At 53.5% G+C, this 23,687-nt stretch carries 19 protein-coding genes; 13 read left to right on the forward strand and 6 right to left on the reverse strand.

Going from position 1 to position 23,687, the window contains the following annotated elements; translation table 11 throughout:
* The first annotated feature begins 26 nt into the window (after positions 1-26).
* Positions 27-905, forward strand: a complete 879-nt coding sequence (locus L21SP2_RS13845) for an adenylate/guanylate cyclase domain-containing protein (protein WP_024269187.1) — start codon at positions 27-29, stop codon at positions 903-905.
* A 73-nt stretch (positions 906-978) separates the two neighbouring features.
* Positions 979-2,619: a methyl-accepting chemotaxis protein gene (locus L21SP2_RS13850; protein ID WP_169730485.1), complete on the forward strand. Its 1,641-nt coding sequence runs from the start codon at positions 979-981 to the stop codon at positions 2,617-2,619.
* A 157-nt stretch (positions 2,620-2,776) separates the two neighbouring features.
* On the opposite strand, the gene L21SP2_RS13855 is transcribed toward L21SP2_RS13850, so the two are convergent.
* A complete protein-coding gene (locus L21SP2_RS13855) occupies positions 2,777-4,591 on the reverse strand; it encodes an alpha-amylase family glycosyl hydrolase (protein ID WP_024269189.1) in 1,815 nt (604 codons plus the stop codon).
* A gap of 109 nt (positions 4,592-4,700) precedes the next feature.
* Between L21SP2_RS13855 and L21SP2_RS13860 the strand changes: the two genes are divergently transcribed.
* The 3 genes from L21SP2_RS13860 to L21SP2_RS13870 all read left to right on the forward strand — a co-directional run bounded on the left by L21SP2_RS13860 (position 4,701) and on the right by L21SP2_RS13870 (position 8,789).
* Entirely contained in the window at positions 4,701-5,702 is a 1,002-nt protein-coding gene (locus tag L21SP2_RS13860; RefSeq protein WP_024269190.1) for a LacI family DNA-binding transcriptional regulator, read from the forward strand.
* 107 nt (positions 5,703-5,809) lie between these two features.
* The gene (locus L21SP2_RS13865; protein WP_024269192.1) at positions 5,810-7,840 is read left to right on the forward strand and encodes an amylosucrase; all 2,031 of its coding nucleotides are present in this window, start codon (positions 5,810-5,812) and stop codon (positions 7,838-7,840) included.
* 88 nt (positions 7,841-7,928) lie between these two features.
* The gene (locus L21SP2_RS13870) at positions 7,929-8,789 is read left to right on the forward strand and encodes a DUF4097 family beta strand repeat-containing protein (RefSeq protein ID WP_024269193.1); all 861 of its coding nucleotides are present in this window, start codon (positions 7,929-7,931) and stop codon (positions 8,787-8,789) included.
* 175 nt (positions 8,790-8,964) lie between these two features.
* On the opposite strand, the gene gghA is transcribed toward L21SP2_RS13870, so the two are convergent.
* The 5 genes from gghA to L21SP2_RS13895 form a co-directional block, all read right to left on the reverse strand.
* Positions 8,965-11,352, reverse strand: a complete 2,388-nt coding sequence (gghA, locus tag L21SP2_RS13875; RefSeq protein ID WP_024269195.1) for a glucosylglycerol hydrolase — start codon at positions 11,350-11,352, stop codon at positions 8,965-8,967.
* Positions 11,353-11,549: 197 nt separating this feature from the next.
* The gene (locus L21SP2_RS13880; protein ID WP_024269197.1) at positions 11,550-12,506 is read right to left on the reverse strand and encodes a carbohydrate ABC transporter permease; all 957 of its coding nucleotides are present in this window, start codon (positions 12,504-12,506) and stop codon (positions 11,550-11,552) included.
* Positions 12,507-12,508: 2 nt separating this feature from the next.
* On the reverse strand, positions 12,509-13,588 hold the full coding sequence (locus tag L21SP2_RS13885; RefSeq protein WP_024269198.1) for a carbohydrate ABC transporter permease: 1,080 nt from the start codon (positions 13,586-13,588) through the stop codon (positions 12,509-12,511).
* A 60-nt stretch (positions 13,589-13,648) separates the two neighbouring features.
* Complete coding sequence (locus L21SP2_RS13890) at positions 13,649-14,998, reverse strand: ABC transporter substrate-binding protein (RefSeq protein ID WP_024269199.1); 1,350 nt, start codon at positions 14,996-14,998, stop codon at positions 13,649-13,651.
* Between the two features lie 58 nt (positions 14,999-15,056).
* Positions 15,057-16,094 carry a LacI family DNA-binding transcriptional regulator gene (locus L21SP2_RS13895; RefSeq protein ID WP_024269200.1) on the reverse strand — a complete coding sequence of 346 codons (1,038 nt, stop codon included), beginning with the start codon at positions 16,092-16,094 and terminating at the stop codon, positions 15,057-15,059.
* Positions 16,095-16,532: 438 nt separating this feature from the next.
* On the opposite strand from L21SP2_RS13895, the gene L21SP2_RS13900 reads away from it, so the two are divergent.
* From L21SP2_RS13900 to L21SP2_RS13935, 8 genes are read left to right on the forward strand one after another with little or no spacing between them, the layout of a single operon-like run.
* The gene (locus L21SP2_RS13900) at positions 16,533-17,816 is read left to right on the forward strand and encodes a hydroxymethylglutaryl-CoA synthase family protein (protein WP_041403179.1); all 1,284 of its coding nucleotides are present in this window, start codon (positions 16,533-16,535) and stop codon (positions 17,814-17,816) included.
* A 9-nt stretch (positions 17,817-17,825) separates the two neighbouring features.
* A complete protein-coding gene (locus L21SP2_RS17560) occupies positions 17,826-20,447 on the forward strand; it encodes a hydroxymethylglutaryl-CoA reductase, degradative (RefSeq protein WP_024269203.1) in 2,622 nt (873 codons plus the stop codon).
* On the forward strand, positions 20,447-20,635 hold the full coding sequence (locus tag L21SP2_RS19290) for a diphosphomevalonate decarboxylase (protein WP_024269204.1): 189 nt from the start codon (positions 20,447-20,449) through the stop codon (positions 20,633-20,635). Before L21SP2_RS17560 ends, L21SP2_RS19290 begins: the two co-directional genes overlap by 1 nt.
* A 44-nt stretch (positions 20,636-20,679) precedes the next feature.
* On the forward strand, positions 20,680-21,372 hold the full coding sequence (locus tag L21SP2_RS13920) for a GHMP family kinase ATP-binding protein (protein WP_425277216.1): 693 nt from the start codon (positions 20,680-20,682) through the stop codon (positions 21,370-21,372).
* Complete coding sequence (locus tag L21SP2_RS18630) at positions 21,369-21,539, forward strand: hypothetical protein (protein ID WP_169730487.1); 171 nt, start codon at positions 21,369-21,371, stop codon at positions 21,537-21,539. Before L21SP2_RS13920 ends, L21SP2_RS18630 begins: the two co-directional genes overlap by 4 nt.
* The gene (locus L21SP2_RS13925; RefSeq protein WP_024269207.1) at positions 21,536-21,796 is read left to right on the forward strand and encodes a hypothetical protein; all 261 of its coding nucleotides are present in this window, start codon (positions 21,536-21,538) and stop codon (positions 21,794-21,796) included. Before L21SP2_RS18630 ends, L21SP2_RS13925 begins: the two co-directional genes overlap by 4 nt.
* Entirely contained in the window at positions 21,793-22,557 is a 765-nt protein-coding gene (locus L21SP2_RS13930) for a GHMP family kinase ATP-binding protein (RefSeq protein WP_024269208.1), read from the forward strand. The genes L21SP2_RS13925 and L21SP2_RS13930 overlap by 4 nt, the downstream gene beginning before the upstream one ends.
* A gap of 41 nt (positions 22,558-22,598) precedes the next feature.
* A complete protein-coding gene (locus tag L21SP2_RS13935) occupies positions 22,599-23,678 on the forward strand; it encodes a mevalonate kinase family protein (RefSeq protein ID WP_024269209.1) in 1,080 nt (359 codons plus the stop codon).
* Positions 23,679-23,687 lie beyond the last annotated feature (9 nt).

Here is a 23,687-nt window from a genome sequence, read left to right on the forward strand (position 1 = left end):
CCCCAGGAGACCCGGAGAAGTACTACATGAGAGCCAATTTACGGAAAGATGGAGAGCGCACCGCATATCTGGTTGCCAGGGAAGAGTACCGGGCGGAGCTGCGGATATCTTTGTTCAGAACAGGATTCATCCTGATTCTTCTGGCGGTGAGTGCCGCCCGGAGCCTTGCGTCAGGAATTTCTCTGTATCCTCAACTGCTTCCTTTGCTCATCCTGCTGGGGCTTTCGATTTTCATGCTGGCGGATATCTGGTGGCTGGGACGATCCCGGCTATTCATCCGCTTTTATAAGCCCGCTCACAAATATCTGATTATTATTCTGGATCTGCTGAGATTTTCCGTCGGATCCAGCTATTTTACCCTCCTCATGTTCAACGCGGGCTTCGCCACCGTCTTTGTTCTTCTCTCAAGGAGAGAGTTTCAAGCTGATATTCAGCGGGTTGTGCCGCTCAGCGCCCTGTTCACAGCGCCGGCGCTGGCCATGCCCCTCATTTCTGCATATGTAAGCCGCCGTGTAGCACATATGGTTCGGCTGAACAGCATTCAGCAGCAGCTGGAACGCTACCTTCCCCCTGCATTGACCCGGGAGAGCCTGGAAAAGAGCAAAATCCCCATAGATGAAGGCTTCGGTCACCGGGGGGATGTGGTCTTCGGCAGCATAGGCGGCCAGCAGCGCAGGGATTTTACCGCCGTCGGAGATACGGTGAACACCGCATCCCGGCTTCAAAGCATTTCACGAAAACTTGATTCGGATATCATCATCAGTGAAGATCTATTGAAAGAGCTAAACAAAAAGATACTGCGGAACCTTGAGCTGAAAGATTACGGCAGGGCCAGTGTCAGGGAAAAACAGAAGCCCTTTCGCATATACGGCATACAAATACCTGGCATGAATAATTCCAGATGAACTATACTGTATTACGCAAATGGAGGTAATTAATACACAGCTGTATTATCTCATCTTCCGTTCAGGAGCATTCATGAAACTTACTGACAAAATCAAGCATATCTATGACGACAGCAGTATTACCATCCAGCAGAAGGCGGTGACACTGTTTCTAATCTGCATTGTCATTCCGGCAATGTTTATCACCATGGGTGCCATCCGGTTCAGCGAGGGCAGTATTATGGTTGCCCTGGGGGAATGGCTGATTGCCGGACTGCTTGCTTCCGGGACTGTGCTCATATACCGGGGGAAATTCAAGTTTGTAAGCTACATGCTGCTCATCACATTCTGGATAGCCCCCATCGCACTCTTCGTGCTGAATTTCCGCACTCCCTCAATGCAGAATATCAACGCCGTTTTCCAGCTTGCCGCCTACCAGCTGGCGGTTCTGGTGACCACTCCGATTCTCGCCTACAGAAACCGACAGGTGATCCTCATGCTCATCCTCACCTTCCTGGTGAATTTTCTGCTGTTTATTCTGTATATTTCCCCCACCCTGCAGGCCGGGGGAAACGGGGAACATCTCCTTCAGAATTATGTGATCTCCTTTGCTCTAATCGCCTCGGCTTCGTATTTCAGCTTCCAGGTGTTCCGTAATCAGTATAATTCTCTGAGGCTTCTGGAGGAGGAGGCTGATCGGGACACCCGACGTTACCAGCGGATCAATAATGTGCTTCAGTCCACCACCCAGGCATTTAATGTGGGAGAAACGCTGACGTCCACCGCGCAGCAGAGCCTTGATGTGGCCCAGTCCATGTCGGAACGGGTTGAAGAGATCCAGAAGGAAATATCAACCCTTTCGGAAGGTATGGATGCCGGCGAACAGCGCAACCGCCAGATGGAAGACGCGAACCGCACTGTTGCGGATAACATGACCCGGCAGAACCACGCCATTGATCAAAGCTCCAGCGCCATCGAACAGATCAGTGCGCAAATACGGAACATGAGCGACAACGCATCCAGCAAGCAGGAGCTCATGAACTCCTTGGTTGAAATGTCCCGTGAAGGCATGGACCAGGTTGAGGAAACCATCGACGACTTCAAGGAGATCACCCGGAGCTCCGAGAGCATCGTGGAAGTGATTGAGGTAATAGAAGGAATATCAAGCCGGACCAACCTGCTTGCCATGAACGCCGCCATCGAAGCCGCCCACGCCGGAGATGCGGGCAAGGGCTTCGCCGTCGTGGCCGATGAGATCAGGAAGCTGGCGGAGGAAACCCAGGAAAACTCCCGGGTAATCCGTGAGACTCTGGTGGGGAGCAATGAAAAGATCGCCCAGGCCACTGAACACAGCACCATTCTCCGGGAAGCATTTTCCCGTATTAACGACAGCATTGAAGATGTATCACAGGCTCTCATGGAACTCATTTCCGGAATGGCCGAGCTCAGCGAGGGAACCGGCGATATTAACGGTTCCATTGAACATTTACGGCAAAGCAACGGCCTGGTTAACCGTTCGATGGAAACCATGAAGCGGGAGATTGATGCCAATACCGATCAGAACACCCAGCTCAGGGAGATGGGAGAGCGAATCCGCGTAGCGGTTACCGAGCTGGAGGAACTTGCATCCAGGATTCTGGATCAAAGCTCCCAGGTCACCGCAATCGGCGAACAGAACGGCAGAAACTTTGAACAGCTGGAGAAACAGATTGAGATCGCCCGGAAGGACGAATAATTCTGTGCAACCGAGGGCCATGGTATCCGCGGGTACCCGCCATACTGCCCGCAGAGCGTGCAATGGTCCACGCGGATCCTGGGATGGTTCCCGCGGAGCGTGCCGTGCTCCCTGCGGAGCATGATCATAGACCCCGGCGATTGTATCGCCGGTCATCTTATACAGAAACCCACAATACCCCCCGGGGCGGAAGCTGAATCCGGGAAGCTTCTTTCGGATCTCCCGAGGGAACTGTTCCGGCCTCAGGGTCATGGGGATTCACTTCAGATTCCAGGTCATTTTCCCGTAATCCGCTCCAGCTGAGTATGGGACGGTGGGAAGCCGGAAGCTCAATGCTCAGCTCACGGCTTTGACTCAGGTTATAGTACAGTTCAAATCCGTCTTCTTTTATCAGCTTCAGGCCGATGGCTGAGCCCCGGCTATCATTAATCACCTCGCGCTCTTCCCCAGCCGCATTGGATATCTGCGGATGGGAGAGCCGGCAATGGATTGCAGCCGCCATGTTCCGGTAATGCCAGGCCTCATCGCTGGAGCCGTCAGCCAGGCGTCCGTCGATCCGGTTCCAGTTGAGAGGCCCCCGCACCAGGTTCCTGCTGTCCACAAAACCGGTATGCTCCTGCTGATACCGGGCGAACTCAACATTATTCCCCTCAAGAACCTCATCTCCGTAATAAATCACCGGGTTTCCGCTCATCCCCAGCAGGAGCAGATGGGCGAAGAGCACTTCCCTGGGAGTGTCGAAAAGCTCAGCAAGACGGGCTGAAATCCCTTCGCCGTTCCGGAAATCCCACTCCGGACGCTTGCAGAGCTTTCCGTGGAGAAATTCCCGCTCTTCCGGACTCACCATCTCAAGGGTGAGCTCATCATGAAGCCGCAGGAAGGTGAACCACTGGTTTTCCCGGGATATGGCGGGGGTTACCCCCGGCTTCATCACATCCACGATGGGTTCGGCTGATTCCTGGAGAATGGAACGGTACATTCTCGGCATCAGGGGAAAATGATAGGCGGCCTGACATTCGTCGTTATCACCGAAATAACTCACCACCTCCCTGGGAGGCTGACAGGCCTCTGCAAGGAGAAGAACATCCTCCTGAATCAGCTCAACGCTTTTCCGGAGAATTTTGATGATATCATGGGTTTTCCCAAGGTTTTCGCAGTTGGTTCCCTCTTCCTTCCAGAGATACGGTGCAGCATCCAGCCGGAACCCACGGATTCCCCGCTGGATCCAGTAGCTGAACACCCGGATAATTTCAGACAGGACCCTGGGGTTCCGGTAATTCAGGTCGGGCTGATGGGGATAAAAGCGGTGAAAGTAGTACTTGTCGGCTGCAGGGGAATACGTCCAGTTTGAATCCAGCATCCCTTTAAAGATAATCCGGGCCTGGGAGTACCCCCGGTTATCCTCGGACCAGATGAAATAATCGCGGTATGGGTTGTCCTCAGCTTTCAGAGCGTTTTGAAACCAGTCATGCTGACTGCTCACATGATTCACCGCCACATCGAATATGATGGCTATTCCCCGCTCCGCAGCCTTGCGGATAAATTCATCGAAGATTTCTCTCCGTTTCAGCTCATCCAGACCTTCCTGGAAGAGATTCTTTCTAATGGAACGGTAATCGGATATATCGAACCCTTCGTCCTTCATGGGCGAAGAGAGAACCGGCAGAAGCCAGAGGCAATTCACCCCCAGCTCGGCAAGATAATCAAGACGGGAAATAATGCCGCTGATGTTTTCATTGAAATGCTGGGCATAGAGGGCATACACCACCAGGTCTTCGTACCATGGATGAGTTGCCGGGAGGGAGGATGCTTGGTCGGTCTTGCGGACCACCCTGCCGGGAGCTCCTGAGGCCTGAAGCAGTTCCCAGGTTTCACGGCATTCCTGTTTCCACCTTCCGTCGGGAACCACTCCCTCATACACATTCCGCCACATGGTTTCATAATCGGTAAACGATATATTTTCAGCGCCCACGTTTCCTCCCTGATTTATCTTGACAATACGCAAAAATACACTATCATGAAAGCAGGTTTTATGAAAGCACTTTCATACTCATTCCACAGCTGACTCCCGGGGGCGCTGCATGGTGAAAAAAGCGACAATTTATGACGTAGCCCGGGAATCGGGAGTGAGCATCAGTACCGTCAGCAGGGTGCTGAACGCACCGGCCAAGGTTAACGAAGGCACCAGAAAATCGGTTCTGGATGCGATTTCCCGGCTCTCCTTCGTTCCCCGGGCAGACGCAATGGCCAGGGCCAGACAGCGGATGAACCGGATTGCGGTAATCACACCCTTTTTCACAGAAGCATCCTTTGTTCAGAGAATCCGCGGTGTGAGTCAGAGCTTGAACCCCGGGGAGTACGAGCTGATCATCTATACGGTGAAAAGCCGGCGTCAGCTGGAAGAGCACATAGACATGATCTGTGCGGGAGAACGGGTGGATGCGGTGATTATTCTGTCATTGAATATTCCGCCGGACCGTATACAGGTTCTGCAGGAATCCGGGCTGCCTCTGGTATCCGTGGAAAACATCCTGCCGGGCTTTTCCTCGGTGGCCGTTGATAATCACCGCGGAGGATACCTGGGGGCCGGCTACCTGATGAAGCGGGGCTACACCCTTCTTGCCTTTGCCGGCGAACGGTCCTTCCACGACTTCACCCTGGAATCAACATCCCAGCGCCTCAGAGGCTTTCTGGATGCCCTTGAGGCAACCCAGACTCCCAAGGTCGAGGACTTCATCTATATGGGGGAGATCGGCGATAATTCTCTCATCCAATGGTTCAGCAATCTCTTTTCCAGAGCAGTACATCCCCAGGCGGTTCTCTGCTCCTCCGACCTCATCGCAGCGAAATTAATTCAAACCGCCGGACAACTGGGCAAGAGCATTCCCCGGGACATTGCAATCCTGGGTTTCGATAACCTGGATATGGCCGAATATCTCAACCTGAGTACGGTGAATCAGCACCTGGATTATTCGGGGCAGCTGGCAGGAAGCATGCTGAAGGAAATCCTGGAATCTGAAGGTGAACGGGAAAACCAGACAGTTTTTCTGGACCTTGAAGTGGTTCAGCGGGGAACCTGCTGAGGTGAACCATCGGGATACAACTGAAGATCAGGAGGCGGAGAACCTGGAATCAAGCTCTTCCCGGGAGTCAGGGGCCGCCCCCAGCTGAGAACAGGGAGCAAACACATATGAACGGCAGGAAAAAAGATACATCTTCTGGAACGGTTCAGCAGGCAACCGGCGGGAGTGAAGCGGTACAGGCATTGGGGCTGTTGAGGGAACGGCTGGCGCATCAATTGAAATCCCTGAAAGGAACCAGGCGTCTTCTTCTGGAAAAAAATCTGGACATCCATTTCCCCGACCTCTTCCAGGCCATGAGGGAGCTGTATGGAAGCCGCTGGGACTTTTTCTATCAGCTTGAGACATTGATCGGATCACTCATTGAATCGGTGAGCGAACGCCCGGAAGATCTGATCCGGCTGGATGCTTCCAGAATTGAAGAGCCTCACTGGTACGAAAATCAGAGAATGGTGGGAGCCATGCTCTATGTTGACCGCTTTGCAGGGGACCTGCAGCAGGTAAAATCCCATATTCCGTATCTGAAAAAGCTGGGAATCACCTATCTCCATCTCATGCCGCTGTTCAAAGCGCCGGAAGGTGAAAGCGACGGAGGGTACGCCATATCAAGCTACCGGAAGGTTGATTCCCGTCTGGGAACAATGGAGGACCTGGAAGAACTGTCTGCAGCTCTGAGAAAGGAAGGAATCTCTCTGGTTCTGGATTTTGTGTTCAACCACACAAGTGATGAACACGATTGGGCCATGGCCGCCAGACAGGGAGATCCATCCCGGGAGGAATTCTATTTTGTGCTCCGGGACCGGGATGAAATGGAGGAGTACAACGCCCATCTCAGGGATATTTTTCCGGATGTACGGAAGGGCAGCTTCACCTGGAACGACGAGCTTGCAGGATGGGTGTGGACCACCTTCAATTCCTTCCAGTGGGACCTGAACTACGGAAACCCCGGTGTTTTCAGAGCAATGGTTGAGGAAATGCTGTTTATCGCAAACCGGGGTACCGAAGTACTCCGGCTGGATGCTCTGGCCTTTGTATGGAAGGAAAAGGGAACGGTAAGTGAAAATCTTCCAAAGGCCCATACCCTCATCAGCATGTTCCGATCGGCGGCCAGAATTGCCGCACCGGCCATGGTATTCAAATCCGAAGCCATCGTTCATCCGGATGAGGTTGCAAAATACATCAGCCCCCGGGAGTGCGAGCTTTCCTACAACCCCATGCTGATGGCTCTGCTTTGGGAATCCCTTGCCACGCGAAAAACCGACCTGCTCCAGCATTCTCTTCAGAAACGCTTCCAGATTCCCCAAGCCTGCAGCTGGGTGAATTATGTACGATCACATGATGATATCGGCTGGACCTTTGCCGACGAGGACGCCCGGGAACTGGGTATAAACGGGAACGATCACCGGGGCTTTTTAAATGACTTCTATACCGCACGCTTCCCCGGATCCTTTGCCCGGGGAGTTCCTTTCCAGCTCAACCCCGCCACAGGCGACTGCCGCATCAGCGGTAGCTGCGCCAGCCTCAGCGGAATTGAACAGGGACTGGAGGAACTGAGAGCCGGTGACCAGGAGGGAGACCAGTCTGAACGTCATCTGGAAGAAGGAATTCGACGGCACCTTCTGATCCATGGAATTATTATCAGCATCAGCGGCATCCCACTGATTTATATGGGGGATGAATTTGCACAGCTCAACTGGTACGATTATCAGAACGACCAGAATTTCAGTCAGGACAGCCGATGGATTCACCGTCCGCCGTTTGATTGGGACCGGATTAACTCCCTGATGAAAAATACGGAGAAAGCTGCCGACCAGGGATATGCCGCCCGCATATTTGAACAGCTGGGAAAAATGATCGGCATCAGAAAAGAACACCCCGCTTTCGGTGAGAGCAGAACCACGGTTCTCGGGGTGGAAAACCCCCACATTCTGGCATACATGGTGGGAAACGCATCCGAACAGATTCTGGTGGTAAGCAACTTCAACGAATGGACAGAAGAAATCCAGAGCAATCATATGCGGCTTCAGGGCGTATGGCCGAAGGTCGTGGATCTGCTAACCGGTGATCGGTATGACCTGGGAGAAAATTCCACACTGAAAATTCCCCCGCTGAGCCAGCTCTGGCTTTCCAAGCTTCGGTGATCATTGGAACAGACAGGACTGCTCCGGGTGTTGTATACATAAACGGGGTCTCCCACGGAAAACCCCGGATTGATCACAAGGAGTTTTCATGAAATCCAAACGAATTATATTTCCGTTTTTTGCCTTCTTTCTCCTGCTTGGCCTCCCCGGCATTTCCGCCGAAGGAGGGGAAGAGATTCAGCAGGACCGTTTTACCGATATCCGGGAAATTTCCGTCTCAGCGCCTGACTGGGATATTCTCCTGGGCCCCTCCAGCCGGGACTCCAGAGTCCGGCTCAGCGATTATCAATCCCGGGACTACCGCATAGATATCGCCCAAACCGGGGACAGATTGAATATCGAGATACGCCCGAAGAGGGCCCTCCGCATATTTTCCACCGGTCAGCCGAAGCTCTCCTTAACCGTGCCTGAAAATGCCCTGCTGGAGATCAGCACGGCTTCGGGTGACATCCGTCTCCAGGAGGTGATTACCGGTGAACTCAGAGTATCCAGCGCATCAGGTGATATGGAAGGAAGGGGGATCAGCGGCAGCCTGGAATTCTCCAGCGCTTCCGGGGACCTTGACCTGGGAGGGATGCAGGGAGACATTTCGGCAAAAACCAGCTCCGGCGATATCCAGATCCGCAGGGTGGAAGGTCTCATGAGCTTCCAGAGCAGCTCCGGTGAAATAATGATTGGAGAAGCCACCGGCGGACTGGAAGCCAAGACCTCCAGCGGAGATATACGCTTCGAAAACCTCTCCATATTCCAGGGAGCCCGCTTCGCCAGTGTATCCGGCGATATCGAACTGGATGTGCTTGGTACGCTTTCAGAGTACAGCATCGAGTGCAAAAGTACATCAGGAGATATCCGGGTATTCGACTACCGTACCGAGGACAGGCTGAATGCCGGAGATGGGGATGTGCCTCTTACCGCAGCCACCACCAGCGGCGATATCAGCATCTATTAGTCACCAAATCATAGGCCGGTAATCAATAATCGGCATGCAGACTGCCGTGGTCCCGCCGCATTTCCCGTGAAACACGGCGGGTCGGGATGTTAGCGGGCGGGTACAGCCGCTGCCCGGGACCCGGCAGCTGCCCCGGATACGGCCGCTGATCCTGCATTCAGCAGGGACGACCGCATCAGTCTGATTCAAGAAGTATCCCTTGAGCATTTTCCAGTCTGATGGTTGCGGTAATATCGAAACTGCTTCCCGGCGGATTCAGTGATCCCTGGAGATCCGGGGTGGCTGCTGTCAATTTCCAGCCGTAGGTCAACTCCTCCCGTCCGGCCATAAGCGCAGCCGGCTGGATAGTTTTGGGTTCTCCCTCCATGTTGGCCAGAAACAGGATTTTCCGGCCTCCGTCAGGACTGGTTCGAATACCGTGAATGATCACCGCACCGTCCGCAGGCCGCAGCATATCCGCATAATCCCCTTTTTGGGGGGCGGCCCCCAGCCACCGGTTCGACCTGAGAAAACTTCTGAGTTTATAGCCGTATGCTGATGCGCTCCGGTCCGTGTCCTGAAGGTAGTTGCTCACCCTGCATATTTCATGCACATCCTCCATCCAGTCCCGGGCCAGAAATACCAGCCCTTCGGCATCCAAGCGGCCCGGCCCCTGGAGGTCCAGCTCATTGAGCAGCTCCGCCGCTCTCCCCGGTTCCTGGTCCGCCAGCTGGAGACAGTGATTTAAGCTCTTTACAAAACGCCTGAGCCCCTGAAGACTTGAGAAGCCTCTGGCTTTCAGGCGGCTGAACACCCAGTCTCTGGAGAAAAGATTTTCTGTAAGCACCCAGTCCAGAAAGTACGCCTCTTCGGACATTACTTTTGCAGCCCAGCGCCGGTCGGTGTTACGAATAAAACTCCAGGGCACATGCATGTTTGACTGGAGGAAATCCATGGGGATCCCGGGCATAAACAGATCAAACAGCCGGACGGCGGGATTATCGTAGGCTTTCCGGAAAATATCCGGCAGATTATCCCCCAGATAGGTATTGATTCTCGATTCCGGATCCACCTGGGTACCCCGCCTGAGGGTGTCGTGGTTTGAAGTACCGGTAATCCATTTATCTCCATACAGAAACACTTCCTGTATCCTCCACCATTTCATGGCCCAGAAGGTGAAGAGGAACGGAGTATTGTGGGCGAAGGTGAGAGGCCCCCATTGAACTACATTGGGCAGTTTCTTGGTGATCTCCCGGTAACTGGATTTCAGCTCCCAGTCATCCCGGGGCCAGGGCCGACCGTCCTCAAAAATCATCCATGGTCGGTAGGTCCACTCCCCCGCCCTCTGTTCCACACGGTTCATCAGCTCCAGAAAATCATCGTCATGAATCATCTGTCCAGATTCGGGATCATAGTTTTTGAAATCCTGGGCTCCGTCAACACGTACACCGTCGACACCGAAATCGCTTTTCCGCCTCTGCATCTCCAGAATTACTCCCCGAACCATGGGATCGGAATAGCTTACGTTCTGACCGTACATATTGGCACCTGCAAAATACCGGGAATTGAGCAGATCCATGGCCTGATTATCCAGATGGCCGTATACCACATCCAGAACCATCCGGATGGGTGAACCGTGGAAATTATGAAGGGTTTCGATGAGCTCAAGAAATTCGTGGGGCCGGCGTGTTTCCAGAAGTACAGGATTCACTGCGGGAGAGCCCAGGGTGATGGTATCATATCCCCAGTTCAAACTGTCCGGTTTACGGAGATTCACCACGAGTTCATTCTGCCGGCGGGCAGTTTCACTCCAGAAATCCGGGCCCCCTTCATAGAGAATTGCAGGTTCGATGGGCATGAGCTGAATTGCATCATATTCAATATAGTTCATCTCCCAGCTTTCCAGAGTCTCGCCCCGGGAGAGCTTTCGGGAAATTTCCCGGTATATGCGGGTAAGCCCCGCCAGACTGCCTTCGGGATTGGATGTGGCACAGTGGAGTTCAAGCATGTTCACCGGATCTCCGATCCGCAGGACCCCGTCATCTTCTTTTTTCACATCATCGGACTGAAAGAGTGAACGGAAATACTCCATGTCTTTCCGACCGGCAAGCATTCCCTCAATGTCGTAAAGCTCAGCCGGAGCTGCAGCCCCGAAGGGTATGGAGGCGGCCAGGGGATCCAGAATGTAGCGTTTCTCCCCGCTGTTGTTTTCATAAACCAGCCGATACAGGGGACCGAGATGTTCCCGGGTGCCCGGAGTCAGATCTTCCAGTACCGCAAAGCAGAACTCGCCTTCCCGTACTACGGGAAAATCCTCCACCTGAAACACCAGACTTTGGCTGGCCAGGCTGAAATCCGGTTCCTGCTCCGTGATTAATATTTCCAGCCGGAGGGTATCGGGGCGAGGTTCAGCCTCGGAAAGCTCCGGAGTCCAGAAAAGAAAGGTTGCCTGACCGGACCCCAGATAGCGGCCGCCCATCTGCCGGCTTATCCTCTGTGCTGCGGCAAAATCTTCAGGAGCCGATTGTAAAGATTCTCCAAACTCATCCTTGAATTTGTTCTGTTGGTTATTTGCAATTTTCATATATATTTACCTCAGTCTGTTCCAGAAAGATGCTGAAACCCGTATGCATGCAGCCGGGGAAGATGCTTCATCCCCCCGAATGCTCCCTGCGAAAAAAAGGCAGCGGATAAGGGGGTAGATATCCACTGCCGGAATTATTACATATCAGGGGTACATCCCTCTCTGTTAGGGGCAGAGAGGGATGCTGATTTTACTTTCTATCCTTTCACCGAACCTGCCATCATACCTCTGATGAAGTAACGCTGGAGTGCAAAGAACACAACCAACGGCAGAATCATTGAGATGAAGGCTCCTGCTGTCAGCGTTTGCCAGTCCTGGCCTCGTGAACCCACCAGTTCCTGCAGACGGGTAGTCACCAGGATGATGTTTCCCCGTGTGAGAAAAACCAGGGCAACAAGCAGATCGTTCCATACCCAGAGAAACTGGAATATGGCGAAGGATGCAATTGCGGGAACCGAAAGGGGAAGAACCAGCCTGGTAAAAGACATCCAGGGAGTGGCACCGTCAAGATATGCCGACTCAATGATTGATCCCGGTATGCCCGAAATATAGCCGTATAATATGTAGGTGGCCAACGGCAACCCGAAGCCCGTATGAGCAAGCCATATTCCCAGGAATGACCCGTTCAGCCCCAGCCTGGTGTAAATCCGCAGGATTGGTATCAGACTCATCTGTAGCGGGACAACAAGCAGCCCCACAATAATAAACAGCACTGCCCGCCTGCCGACCCAATTCAGCCAGGCTATTGCGTAGGCTGCGAAGGCGGCAATGGTGATTGGAATTATGGTGGAGGGAATTACCACCAACAGGCTGTTGAGAAACGCCCGGCCCATTGCACCACCCTGCCCGGTGGATGTACCCAGAACCCGTTCATAGTTGTCCAGGGTCAGCCCCTCCGGGGGCGGGTTTCGCCAGCGCTGGGATCCGTCTTCATTCAGCCGGGGTGAAAAGTCTCCAAACACTTCCCACCAGCCGTAGTTATTGATCTGCTGCGGATGCCGGAAAGAAGAAACAAGCAGGCCCATTGTGGGGACGGTCCAGATAATTACAAGGATCAGCATCACCAGGTAAATCGGCAGCTTGCCCAATCTGATTTGCTTCTTGGGCTCCAGATCCACTTCTTTATAGTTTTCTGCTTTATAGGTATCTGCCATGATCACACTCCGTTATCGCGCATATTTCTGATGTTTTGAATAACAAACGGGACCACGAAGATGAACAGAAGTACAGCCAGGGAGGAACCTACGCCGAAGTTACCCTGCTGAAATGTCTGGTCATACATGGCCGAGGCTACAACATCTGTATTGTAGTCTCCGCTGGTCATCACGAATACAATATCGAATGCTTTCAGAACCAGGAACAGAATGGTGGTCATCACCATGATGATGCTGTTTCTGATGTACGGAATGGTGATCTGAAAGAAGATTCTGAAAGGACCTGCACCGTCAATACGGGCCGCCTCATGCAGATCCGCCGGAACGTTCTTGATAGCAGACGAGAGAATCACCATTGCAAACCCGGTCTGCAGCCAGATCATGATGAACATCAACAGGAAATTGTTCCACGGCTCCTGTATGAGCCATGCAATGGATTCATTTCCCATGGCATTCCGGATTGCATTCAACAGTCCGATTTCACTTCCGAAGGGCGCCTTGTAATAGATAAACCGGAAGATTACACCGGCACCCACAAAACTGATCGCCATTGGAAGGAAAATAAGTGCTTTAAACACCTTTTCCGCGGTGGGATTGAGCTTATCCACAAGCACGGCAATAACAAGCCCCAGTGAAACTGCAACAGTGGGAACAACAACCACCCACATGAGAGTGTTTCTCAGAGTAATGAGCATTTTCCCGTCGGAAAAAATATGCACATAATTCTGAAGTCCCACGAAGTTGGTGCTGGTTCTGTCGTAGAAACTGAGGATGATTGTCCGGACTGCCGGATAAACCAGATACACACCCAGTATAAAAATGGCGGGAAAAATATAGAAATACGCAACGATTTTATCCCGGCGTTTTTCCCCGGTCATTTCGGCCACGTTATTTCCCGACCAGTACAGTGCCCATATTCCGCCGATCCCCACAACTATTACCAGAATCGCGTTAACAAATGTGGGGATACCACTGTCTTTATTACCGATTATGGAAAAGGCAAAAATCAGCAGGGCGAGAACGAGTACCAGCCAGAAAATGGCCAGCAGTAGTTTTTGAAATCGCGCTTCTTGAACGACCATGCGTGCCTCCAAATAGGAACAGGCGGCGGAACCTCCGCCGCCTGAAACCTTTAGCCGTGATTACTCGGGATACGATTCATCGATGTTATCGAGGATCTGATCCACGTTTTCACCTTGATTGTTCACCCAGTCAACCATTCCGGTCCAGAATGTACCTGCACCGACTGCGCCGGGCATAAGGTCCGATGCATCGAAACGGAAGGTATCGGCTTCACGGATAATTTCCGCATATCCCCGTTCAACAGGAGAAGGATACCAGTCAAGTGAAGCATCGTTGTGAGGACTTACAAATCCGCCTGCTTCCACCCATGCCTTGGTTGAAATTCCCTGGCTCAGGTAGCGCATTGCCGCCCGTACTTCCGGCCGGTCGGTAAATGCAGAATAGATGTCTCCTGCACCCAGTACCGGCTTACCTTCTTCTTCATCGATGGAAGGAAGATAGAAGTAGTCAATCAGACCCTGTTCAACTTCGTCTCCGCCTTCGGGGAAGAATCCGGTAATGAAACTTGCCTGACGGTGCATGAGAGCAAACGGAGGATCCTGCAGCAGGGGAGTGGGGCCGTCACCGAAGGGAACGGTAAGAATCGCATCTGTTCCGCCCAGTACGTAGTCTTCGTTGAACCAGATTTCACCGATAATATCCAGCGCACGCTTGATTTCCGGGCTGTTGAACGGCAGTTCGCCGGCAACCCATGCATCGTACACTTCGGGGGGCTCAGTTCTCAGCAGAACATCTTCAACCCAGTCGGTTGCAACCCATCCGGTTGCACCGGAGCTTTCCATGCTGATGGACCACGGAGTGTATCCGTCTTCAACCATTTGGTCAGAGAGTGCAAGAAGTTCGTCCCAGGTCTGGGGAATTTCATAGCCTTCATCTTCAAACACGGGTTTTGCATACCATACAAGGCTCTTCAGGTTCGCACGGTACCAAACACCGGCAATCACATCATCAACATAGGACAGGTCAATCCATGCGTCTGAATACTGTTCCTGAAGATAATCCATGCTGAACCATTCACCCATATCCTGGATATATCCCTGACGGGTCAAATCCGCCATCAGTCCCGGCTGGGGAAAAGCTGCGATATCCGGGGGATCTCCGCCTTCGGAGCGTACCCGCACCAGTGTTTCAAAGTCTCCGGAGCCTTCGTATACAATGTCGATTCCAGTAGCTTCTTCGAAGGGCACCATAGTCTCTTCAAATCGCTCGGCGTCAACATCTACAAATGCACCGAAAATATTCACGGTGGTACCGGACAGGTCCTCACCGTCTGTCCAAGCATTGTTAACGTATTCTTCGTTAACCGGTTCTGATGCAGCATCTTCCGCATCGTCTCCGCATCCTGCAAACAGCAGAACGAATGCAGCCAGTACTGTAATAAGTAGTACAGACCATTTAGTTCGTGGCATAGCCAACCTCCTCTTCTATTTCCGAAACCGCCATACTGCGATCTCACTTACAACTTTTTCAGGGTGAGACGTTGCTCACCGTGCTGATACACGAATCCCTGATCACAAGACCCGGTTTGAATATCTTCTGCACCGGCTCTCCGTCATCAGTTCCGTTGATCAGCTCATTAATTCTCAGGCAGGCCTGGTGATCCATATCTTCGGTGGGCTGATGCACAGTGGTCAGCCGGGGAGTGGTATATTCACCGATGAGAATGTCATCATAGCCCACAACGGAGATATCCTCGGGGACCCGTATGCCCAGCTCCCTGAGCTCATGGATGATTCCCAGGGCGATAACGTCAGCCTGGGCAAAGATGGCATCGATCCGGTGGATTGCACCCCGCCGCTGCTGGACAATCTGCCTGCCGAAATCAAAACTGCATTCACCTTCTATGAGCATTTCCGGATTGAAGCTGATACCGTGCTCGTGGAGAGCCCTTTTGAACCCGGCACTCCGTTCCAGAAACTGAATCTCTCCGCCGCCTTCGCTGACAGAGAGAATATTGTTCCGCCCCAATTGAATGAGATGGCTTGTGGCAATATAGGCCCCGTATTCATGGTCGGTGAGATAGTAATTAAGATGCTCATAGGTAAAATTCTGAGGCTTGAAATGGAGCAGTACAAACGGGACCTGCTGCTTCATAAGAAATTCATAGTCGGAATAGCTGATATCAGGATGCAGAAGAATGAACCCGTCCACCTTACCGGCGCTCACCAGGCGGCGGATATTATTGGACCCCTGAATGCTGTCGCTGGGGAAAGAAACGATGTAATCCTGGAAGCTGTTCTGCTCTTCGTGGGTAATTTTCCGCATGAGTGAATCAAGAAAAAATGAGGCTTTATCCATTTTCGCAGCGATAATTCCCACAGTACCCACCTTGCCTCCCCGGAGGCGTTTGGCATTGGCGTTGTATTCAAAGCCCAATTCATTGGCAATCTTCTTGATCTGCTCACGACGTGCAGGTGAAATGGAAGGATGATCGTTGAGACTCCGGGATACAGTGGAATGACTCACACCGGCGATCTTCGCAATATCCCGGATTGTAACCTTCACATCGCCCTCCTGAAACACCCTGTGCACACGTGTGCGTCACTAAGAAAAATCCTAAACCCAGTCAGTTTCCCTGTCAAACATTTTTTTTCACTTTTATTTCTTTTACCAGCATGTGTTTATACAGATAAATAATTACAGACATCAAAAACTTCCTGTTTCCACTCCCAAAAGCACGCACTCGTGTGCGTAGATAGCGCACCGCCTGGCGCATTCACGGAAAAAACTGACCGGAAAAATTAGAAAAAACCGTATACTTTTTACTTCTCTCTTTTTATTTTACAGATATTCTGATATACATACTGTGATGTTTATCACAGTTAACCACGTTGCGTGATTATATTAAAAAACATTTCAATATGTGAACTTTTTTCTTGCCCATGTGTGCGGCGGGAATTATGTTTGGTATATAGTAACAGCGGCAGAACAAGAGAGGATTTTATGAAAAAACGATCAGTAGGAATCAGTGACATTGCACTTTACATTCCTTCACCTAAAATCACCCTGGATACCATCCTGGACTCCCGGGTGAAGGAAGACCCTGATTTTGAGCGTCGGCTCCGTCGGGCCATCGATGTCACCGGGCAGAAGGCTATCCGCTTTCCGGATGTTTTTGAAGACAACGCAACAATAGCCGCAAACTCAGCCAAACGTCTTCTCGACCAGAACACCGACCGGGATCTGGAAAAACTGCGATATCTTACTGTGGGAACGGAGACTTCCGTAGATATGAGCAAACCCATCTCCGCATATGTGGAAGGGATGCTCCAGCGTGCAGATTACCGCCTGCCCACCACCATCTCCAGCTTTCAAGTACAGCATGCCTGTGCAGGAGGCACTCTGGCAATGCTGTCAGTATCGGCACTGCTTCAGGCCAGCCCCAGAACCGATGAGCGGGGAATGGTGATCTGCTCGGATATCGCCCGATACGATGCACCTTCCACGGCAGAGATCACCCAGGGAGCCGGATCAGTGAGCCTCCTCGTGGAAAATGATCCCGACCTGGTGGAACTGGACCTTGAGACCCAGGGGTACTCGTCATCGGATGTGGACGATTTCTTCCGCCCTCTGGGAAGTACAACCGCCAAAGTGAAGGGACGCTACTCTGTACAGTGTTATCATGAGGCACTGGATGAAGCGCTGGAGGATCACGCCCAGCGAGTAGGACGCCCGCTGAAGGAAATTATCGGAGAAACAGATATGTTTGTATTCCACGTTCCCTTCGCTCAGATGGCTTCCAACGCAATCAAGCGGATGCTGAATCAGCATATGGACCTGAGGGATGTTGATGCGGAAAATTTCCTCAATGCCCGTGGATTCTACAAGGCCCTTGAAGCCACCGCACAGGTGGGAAACATCTATACCGGGGCACTCTATCTGAATCTTGCAGCACAGCTCAGCGAGAACTATAAACTTTATGGTAAGGATATCGTAGGAAAGAAGATTCTGCTCACCAGCTACGGAAGCGGCAACACCATGATCGTTATTTCAGGAACCGTTTCGGCCAAGGCCCCTGAGCGTCTGGCCCGCTGGAATGTTTCTTCCCAGCTGAACCATGACCGGTCAGCGAGCTGGGATGAGTATGAACAGTGGATCAAGCTTCCCACGGATCCTGAGTCAATCAACAGCATTATTCAGGAACGGGAGGGTCAGACTCCTTCTGATATATTTGTTTTACAGGGAATTCGGGAAGACGGATACAGAGAATACAGCTACAAGAAATAACGGATCAGCATGAACAATCAAACCCATAAACACCATTCCGAGATTTCTTCGGATCAGCACTCCGGAGATTCAGCGGAGCAGATGGGCAGCCGGAAGGCTGCCCATATTAATATCTGCACAGACGAAACGTATCCCGTAGAGGGAGGAAACAGCGCTTTTTCCGGGGTGAAGTTCATTCACAGCAGTCTGCCGGAGCTGGACTACGACCAAATCGACAGCAGCTGTGATTTCCTCGGCTTCCGCTTGTCGGCTCCGGTGATGATATCCTGCATGACCGGAGGCTCGGACCAGGGATACAGACTGAACAAAATTCTTGCAGAGGCCGCCCAGAAGAAAAAGGTGGCGGTTGGAACCGGCAGCCTTCGAATTCTTCTGCGAAAACCTGAAGTGATCGATCACTTCAGGCTGAAGGAAATGGCTCCGGATGTTCCGGTAATCGGAAACATCGGGGCGGTTCAGCTGCCGGAAATGATGGCCGACGATAAGGCTCTGCTCAGGCAATTCTACGATATTCTCAGAGAGCTGAAGCTGGATGCCCTGGCCGTTCACCTGAATCCCGGACAGGAACTGTTCCAGGAGGGGGGAGACAGGAATTTCCGGAACATCCTGGCAAGCATTCGGGAGCTGTGTGCGTGGAGCGAGCTTCCCGTTATTGTCAAGGAAACCGGAGCGGGCATTCCCCCTGCCGAGGCCGCAGCCCTGTTTGCCTCGGGGGTGCGCTATGTTGATATTGCCGGATCCGGGGGAACCAACTGGCTTTCGGTGGAAGCCTTCAGGGAAGAACATGACAGACGGCTCCAGGGCAGGGATCATCAGCCCATTCCCCGGGAGCTTCACGGCTTTGAAGATTGGGGAATCCCTTCGGCCCCCGGTCTGTCGGCCCTGAGCAGCTACTGCAGAAAACGGGGACTGGTACCCTCCAACGGAGGCATCATATCATCGGGTGGACTGAGGGATCCCATGGATTACCCCCGGGCCCTTGCCTTGGGAGGGGATCTGGCCGCAGCCGCACTTCCCTTCATCCGGCTGGCCCGCAGCGGCGGAGCTGCAGCTGTGGAATCATATCTGGACGAAATTTTCCTCACACTCCGGAGAACCATGCTTCTTACCGGCAGCGCCACCATCCATGAGCTGAAGCAAGCGCCCCTGCTGATCGACCCGGACTTCAGCAGATACAGCGAGCAGCTGCTGCAAACGGCCCGGCAGTCTGCGGGAACGCACCGGGGGCAGCAGCCCCATATCTCCCGGGAAAAAACCCCTCCGGAACCCCCTCCGGAAACATCCCCGGAAACATCCCCGGAAACATCCCCGGAAACATCTCCGGAAAGATCCCCGGCCCTGAATGACCGTAAATTCCGAAAATACAATATCCACCGGAGAAGACGGATGCTTGCCAACGATCCGGTGCTGAACCTGGACAGGGAAGCGGTGAATGCCGGAGGACATTCCGACAGCATGCTGGATCTTGCGGATGTGATGGTGGAATCCGCAGTGGGATTCATGCCCGTACCCATGGGAATTGCCAAGGGCTTCCTGATAGACGGCAGGCTTCACCACCTGCCTCTCTCGGTGGAAGAGCCTTCGGTGATCGCGGCGGCAAGCTACGCCGCAGGAATAATTGCAAGGAACGGCGGGTTTGAAACCTCCGCAGATGAACCGCTGATGAGCGCGTATATTTATCTTGATATTTCATCCCGGTCAGGCGATCCCTCCCCGGAAGCCATTCGCTCAGCTCTGAAGTCGGTAAAAGATGAAGAGCAGCGGCTGAAAGATCTGCTGTCACCGGTACTTGAATCCATGACACGGCGAGGCGGAGGATACCGCAGCATGGAAGCTTCATGGCTTGAAGAAAGCCGGACGCTCCGGGTGGAGCTCACCCTGGATGTCCGGGACGCCATGGGGGCAAATATCCTCAACACCGCAGCAGAAACCATCTCTCCTCTGCTGGAAGAGATAACCGGCGGTGAGAAACTCATGGCCATTCTCAGCAACGATGCGGTAAAACGCAGGGCCAAAGCCCGGTTTGCAATCCCCTTCACCGCCCTCAGCAGAGGAAAATACAGCGGAAGAGAGCTTGCAGAGCGCATCGTGAAACTCTATGAAATAGCCGATGAAGATCCGTCACGGGCGGTAACCCATAACAAGGGGATTATGAACGGTATCTCCAGCCTTGCCCTTGCAACCGCAAACGATACACGGGCCACCGAGGCCGCCGCCCATGCCTGGGCTGCCAGGAGCGGGCGCTACCGGAGCTTAAGCGTGTTCCGCATTGAGGGTGACCGGCTGGTGGGCGAACTGGAGCTGCCACTGGCACTGGGCACCGTCGGGGGAGGGATCTCCTTCCATCCGGCGGCCCGGTTCGCCCTGGATATCCTGGGAAAACCCGATGCTCCCGCCCTTTCACGGATGGCTGCAGCCCTGGGACTGGCCCAGAACTTCGCCGCCATATCGGCCCTTGCCGGGGAGGGAATTCAGAAAGGGCACATGAAACTGCATTCAGGACGTCTTGCATATAAAGCCGGAGCCCGGGGGGACAGCATCCCCCTCCTTGTGGAAAAAATTCAGCAGTCAGGCGTATACAATATGGAGCAGGCCCGTCGGCTGCTCGAAGAGATTGGCAGGAACAGATAATGACCGAAGCATGTGCACACCCGAATCTTGCCCTGATCAAATACTGGGGAAAAAGCGATTCAGCCAACAATCTGCCCGCAACTTCCAGCCTGGGAATCAGTCTGGATGCATTCCATACCCGAACCAGAGCAGATTTTCTCCATGGAGAAGAACAGTTCAGCAGCGGTTCCCCGACGACTCCGGCATAGGCCGGCTGTCCCAGGGGGATATCCGCCTCAGCTGGGAACTGAGCATCAACGGAACCCCCCAGGATCCCCGCCGCTTTAACGGATTTTTCAGCAATCTCATCCGCAGAGGCATGGAGTTCAGAGACAGCGGAGCACTACCTGCCAGCGGCCACTTCCGGATTACCAGCAGCAGCAATTTTCCCACCGCTGCGGGACTGGCAAGCTCTGCCAGCGGCTTCGCCGCCCTTGCCGGTGCGGCCGCCGGTGAACTGGGAATTCCCCGATCCCCGGAACTGCTCTCGGATATAGCCCGGGCAGGCTCGGGTTCCGCCAGCAGATCGGTGTTTCCCGGGTTTGTAGGATTTCCCCGGGGCGGGGAAAGCTCCAGCTGCATCTACGGCCAGGACCACTGGCCGGAAATGCGCTGCATCATTGTCCGGGTCAGCGACGGCGCAAAGGATATTTCAAGCAGGAAGGCCATGGAGGAATCCAGGAAAACGTCTCCCTATTATTCTGCCTGGCTTGAAGATTCTCAAACCCTGTATGAACAGGCGGTCAGTGCGGTTGAACGGCGGGATCTTTCCAGCCTGGGTCCTCTCATCAGACAAAGCTATCTTCGAATGTTTTCCACCATGTTCAGCGCAGCAGACCCGATTATCTATTGGCAGCCGGGGAGCCTGCAGATCCTTCAGCTGTCCCGGGAGCTGCGATCCGGGGCATTCAGGTGTACGAAACCATGGATGCAGGTCCCCAGGTGAAATTAATCACCCTGGCAGATGAAGTGGGTGCAATCGAAGATGCCCTGAAACAGCTCCCGGAGAAAATTACATGGTCAATCAGCCGTGTCGGCGGCGGCCTGCATGTATCAACGGAGTCTTCACCTGAAAACGGCCAATCCCACGGGGATTCCGGGAGGCGGGAGTGAACGATCGAAAGAATGAAAGCGCAATAGTTGCCCGGGCTCCGGGGAACCTTCTTATATGCGGAGAATACATGATTCTGGAAGCAGGGGGCCAGGGCATTGCCATGGCCTGCGGCCCCAAGGCTGAAGGCAGAGCCTGGCCTGCGGAGGGTCCCAAGAGCGTGGTACATGCCATTACCGGCGACGGGGCCATCAGCCTGAATACTGCAATGGACAACCCCGCCCGCCGTTTATTATCAACGTCTACCGTTCCATTATGAGCGATCTGGAAGCCATGGGGCTGACTGTGCCCGGGCTGGAAATCGAGGTGGACACCCGCAGCTTTTTCCGTCAGGGTCGGAAAATGGGGCTGGGCAGTTCTGCGGCGGCAACCGTCATTCTTGCTTCCCTGATGTATGCCTTCTCCGGAGATGCAGTGGAACATGACACCCGCAAAAGCCGGCAGGAGATTGCAGAGATCGCAGTACGGGCCCACCGCCACGCCCAGGGAAAGCGGGGCAGCGGATACGATATTCTCACCAGCTGTTACGGTTCTCTGGGCGTCTTTACTGGCGGAGAACACCCCCAGTGGCGACATCTCAGGGATGATCATCCCATTTTCAATCTTCACAGCTACAGTTTTCCCGGTCCCGAAGAGGTGGACAGCAGAGAAGCGGTCAAAAAATATCACGACTGGAAGATCCAGTCTCCCGGAAAATCCGGTCAGTTTTTCCATGACTCCCAGACGCTGATGAAGCGAATGGAGGAAAGCAGCAGCGAAGATGAGGTGCTCCGTCTCATTACCGAACTCAGGATGCTGTATACCGAACTGGGAGAGGTTATCGGGGTGGGCAGCTGGATTTCCCCTCCAAGCCCCTTCTATGAAAAGTCAGCATGGAAGGGCAGCGGGGCAGGCAATGAGCTTGGACTGCTGTTCCTCAGCCGGAGCAGCCGTCTGGAACTGGACGCTCCCTACGAGTCTCTCACCCCGGATCATGAAGGGCTGCGCTTGTTCAGCTCCCGAGGCGATGCTATACTTTGAATCGCACACCGGCTCACAGCATCAGCGGCGCAGGAGTTTCAATGTCTTCCCCGGGTAACACCGCCACATATTCAGCCCACGGCAAGCTGCTCCTCTTCGGTGAGCATGCCGCGGTATACGGGTATCCTGCCCTGGGAACCTCTCTTCCCATTGATCTCGGCATACGGGTACAGCCCGGAGCCGCTTCAGCCCGAAAGTTGAATATGCCGGATCATCTCTTCCCCGGATTAACAGCGGAGGAGGAGGATGCTGCGCTCAAGCTGCTCATACAGGCGAGAAAACTGATTCCCGGCCTCCACTTCCCCCCCGCAACATACATTCTCAAAGGCAGCATTCCCCGTTCGTCGGGTTTCGGCAGCTCCGCAGCCCTCTGTGTTGCCCTGGCCAGATATGTTTTCTCCCTCTCGGATAAAGCTGAACAGGGTCTCGCCCATTTACTGCCGAAATTTCAGCACGGCTGGTCCGATGCCGAACAGCAGCAGTATTTGCTGTGGCATATTGCCAACGATCTGGAAAAAGTATTTCACGGGTCTCCTTCGGGTATCGATACGGGCCTGGCCATCCGGTCAGGTCTTACGGCATTTTTTCCCCGGTCACGCCGTCTTCCCGACGTTCTTCCCCTTCCCTCCCCCGGGGAAGATATCTGGCTGCTCTATGGAGCAGTGCCCCGGGTGGGCAACACCAAAGATCTGGTGGGAGGTATTCAGAAAGGAATGCTGGAAGAACGGCCGAAAGTGGTTGAGGCCATTGGAAAACTGGGAGATATTGCCCACCGGGCCATAGATCTTCTCAATTCAGAACACCCGCTCAATGGGGAACAGGGGGGCCGAAATGAGCATCCCGGATCAATTTCGGGGCTTTTAGGAACCCTGGCAGACAAAGCCGGAGAGCAGCTGAAAATCCTTCAGCTCAATTCACCCCACATGGACAGGCTTCTGGATAAAGCCCGGAAGTTCGGTGCCGCCGGCGGAAAACTCAGCGGTGCCGGAGGCGGAGGCGCTTTTTGGATCAGCACATCCGGAGAAGATCAGGCCAGGGACCTGAGAGAACAGCTCACCGCCTTCGCCATGAACAGAAAGATTCCCCTGAGCGAGCCCCTGAACCTCATGAAACTGCACTAGTCCATTACC

Source organism: Salinispira pacifica (assembly GCF_000507245.1).
Classification (GTDB): Bacteria; Spirochaetota; Spirochaetia; order DSM-27196; family Salinispiraceae; genus Salinispira; species Salinispira pacifica.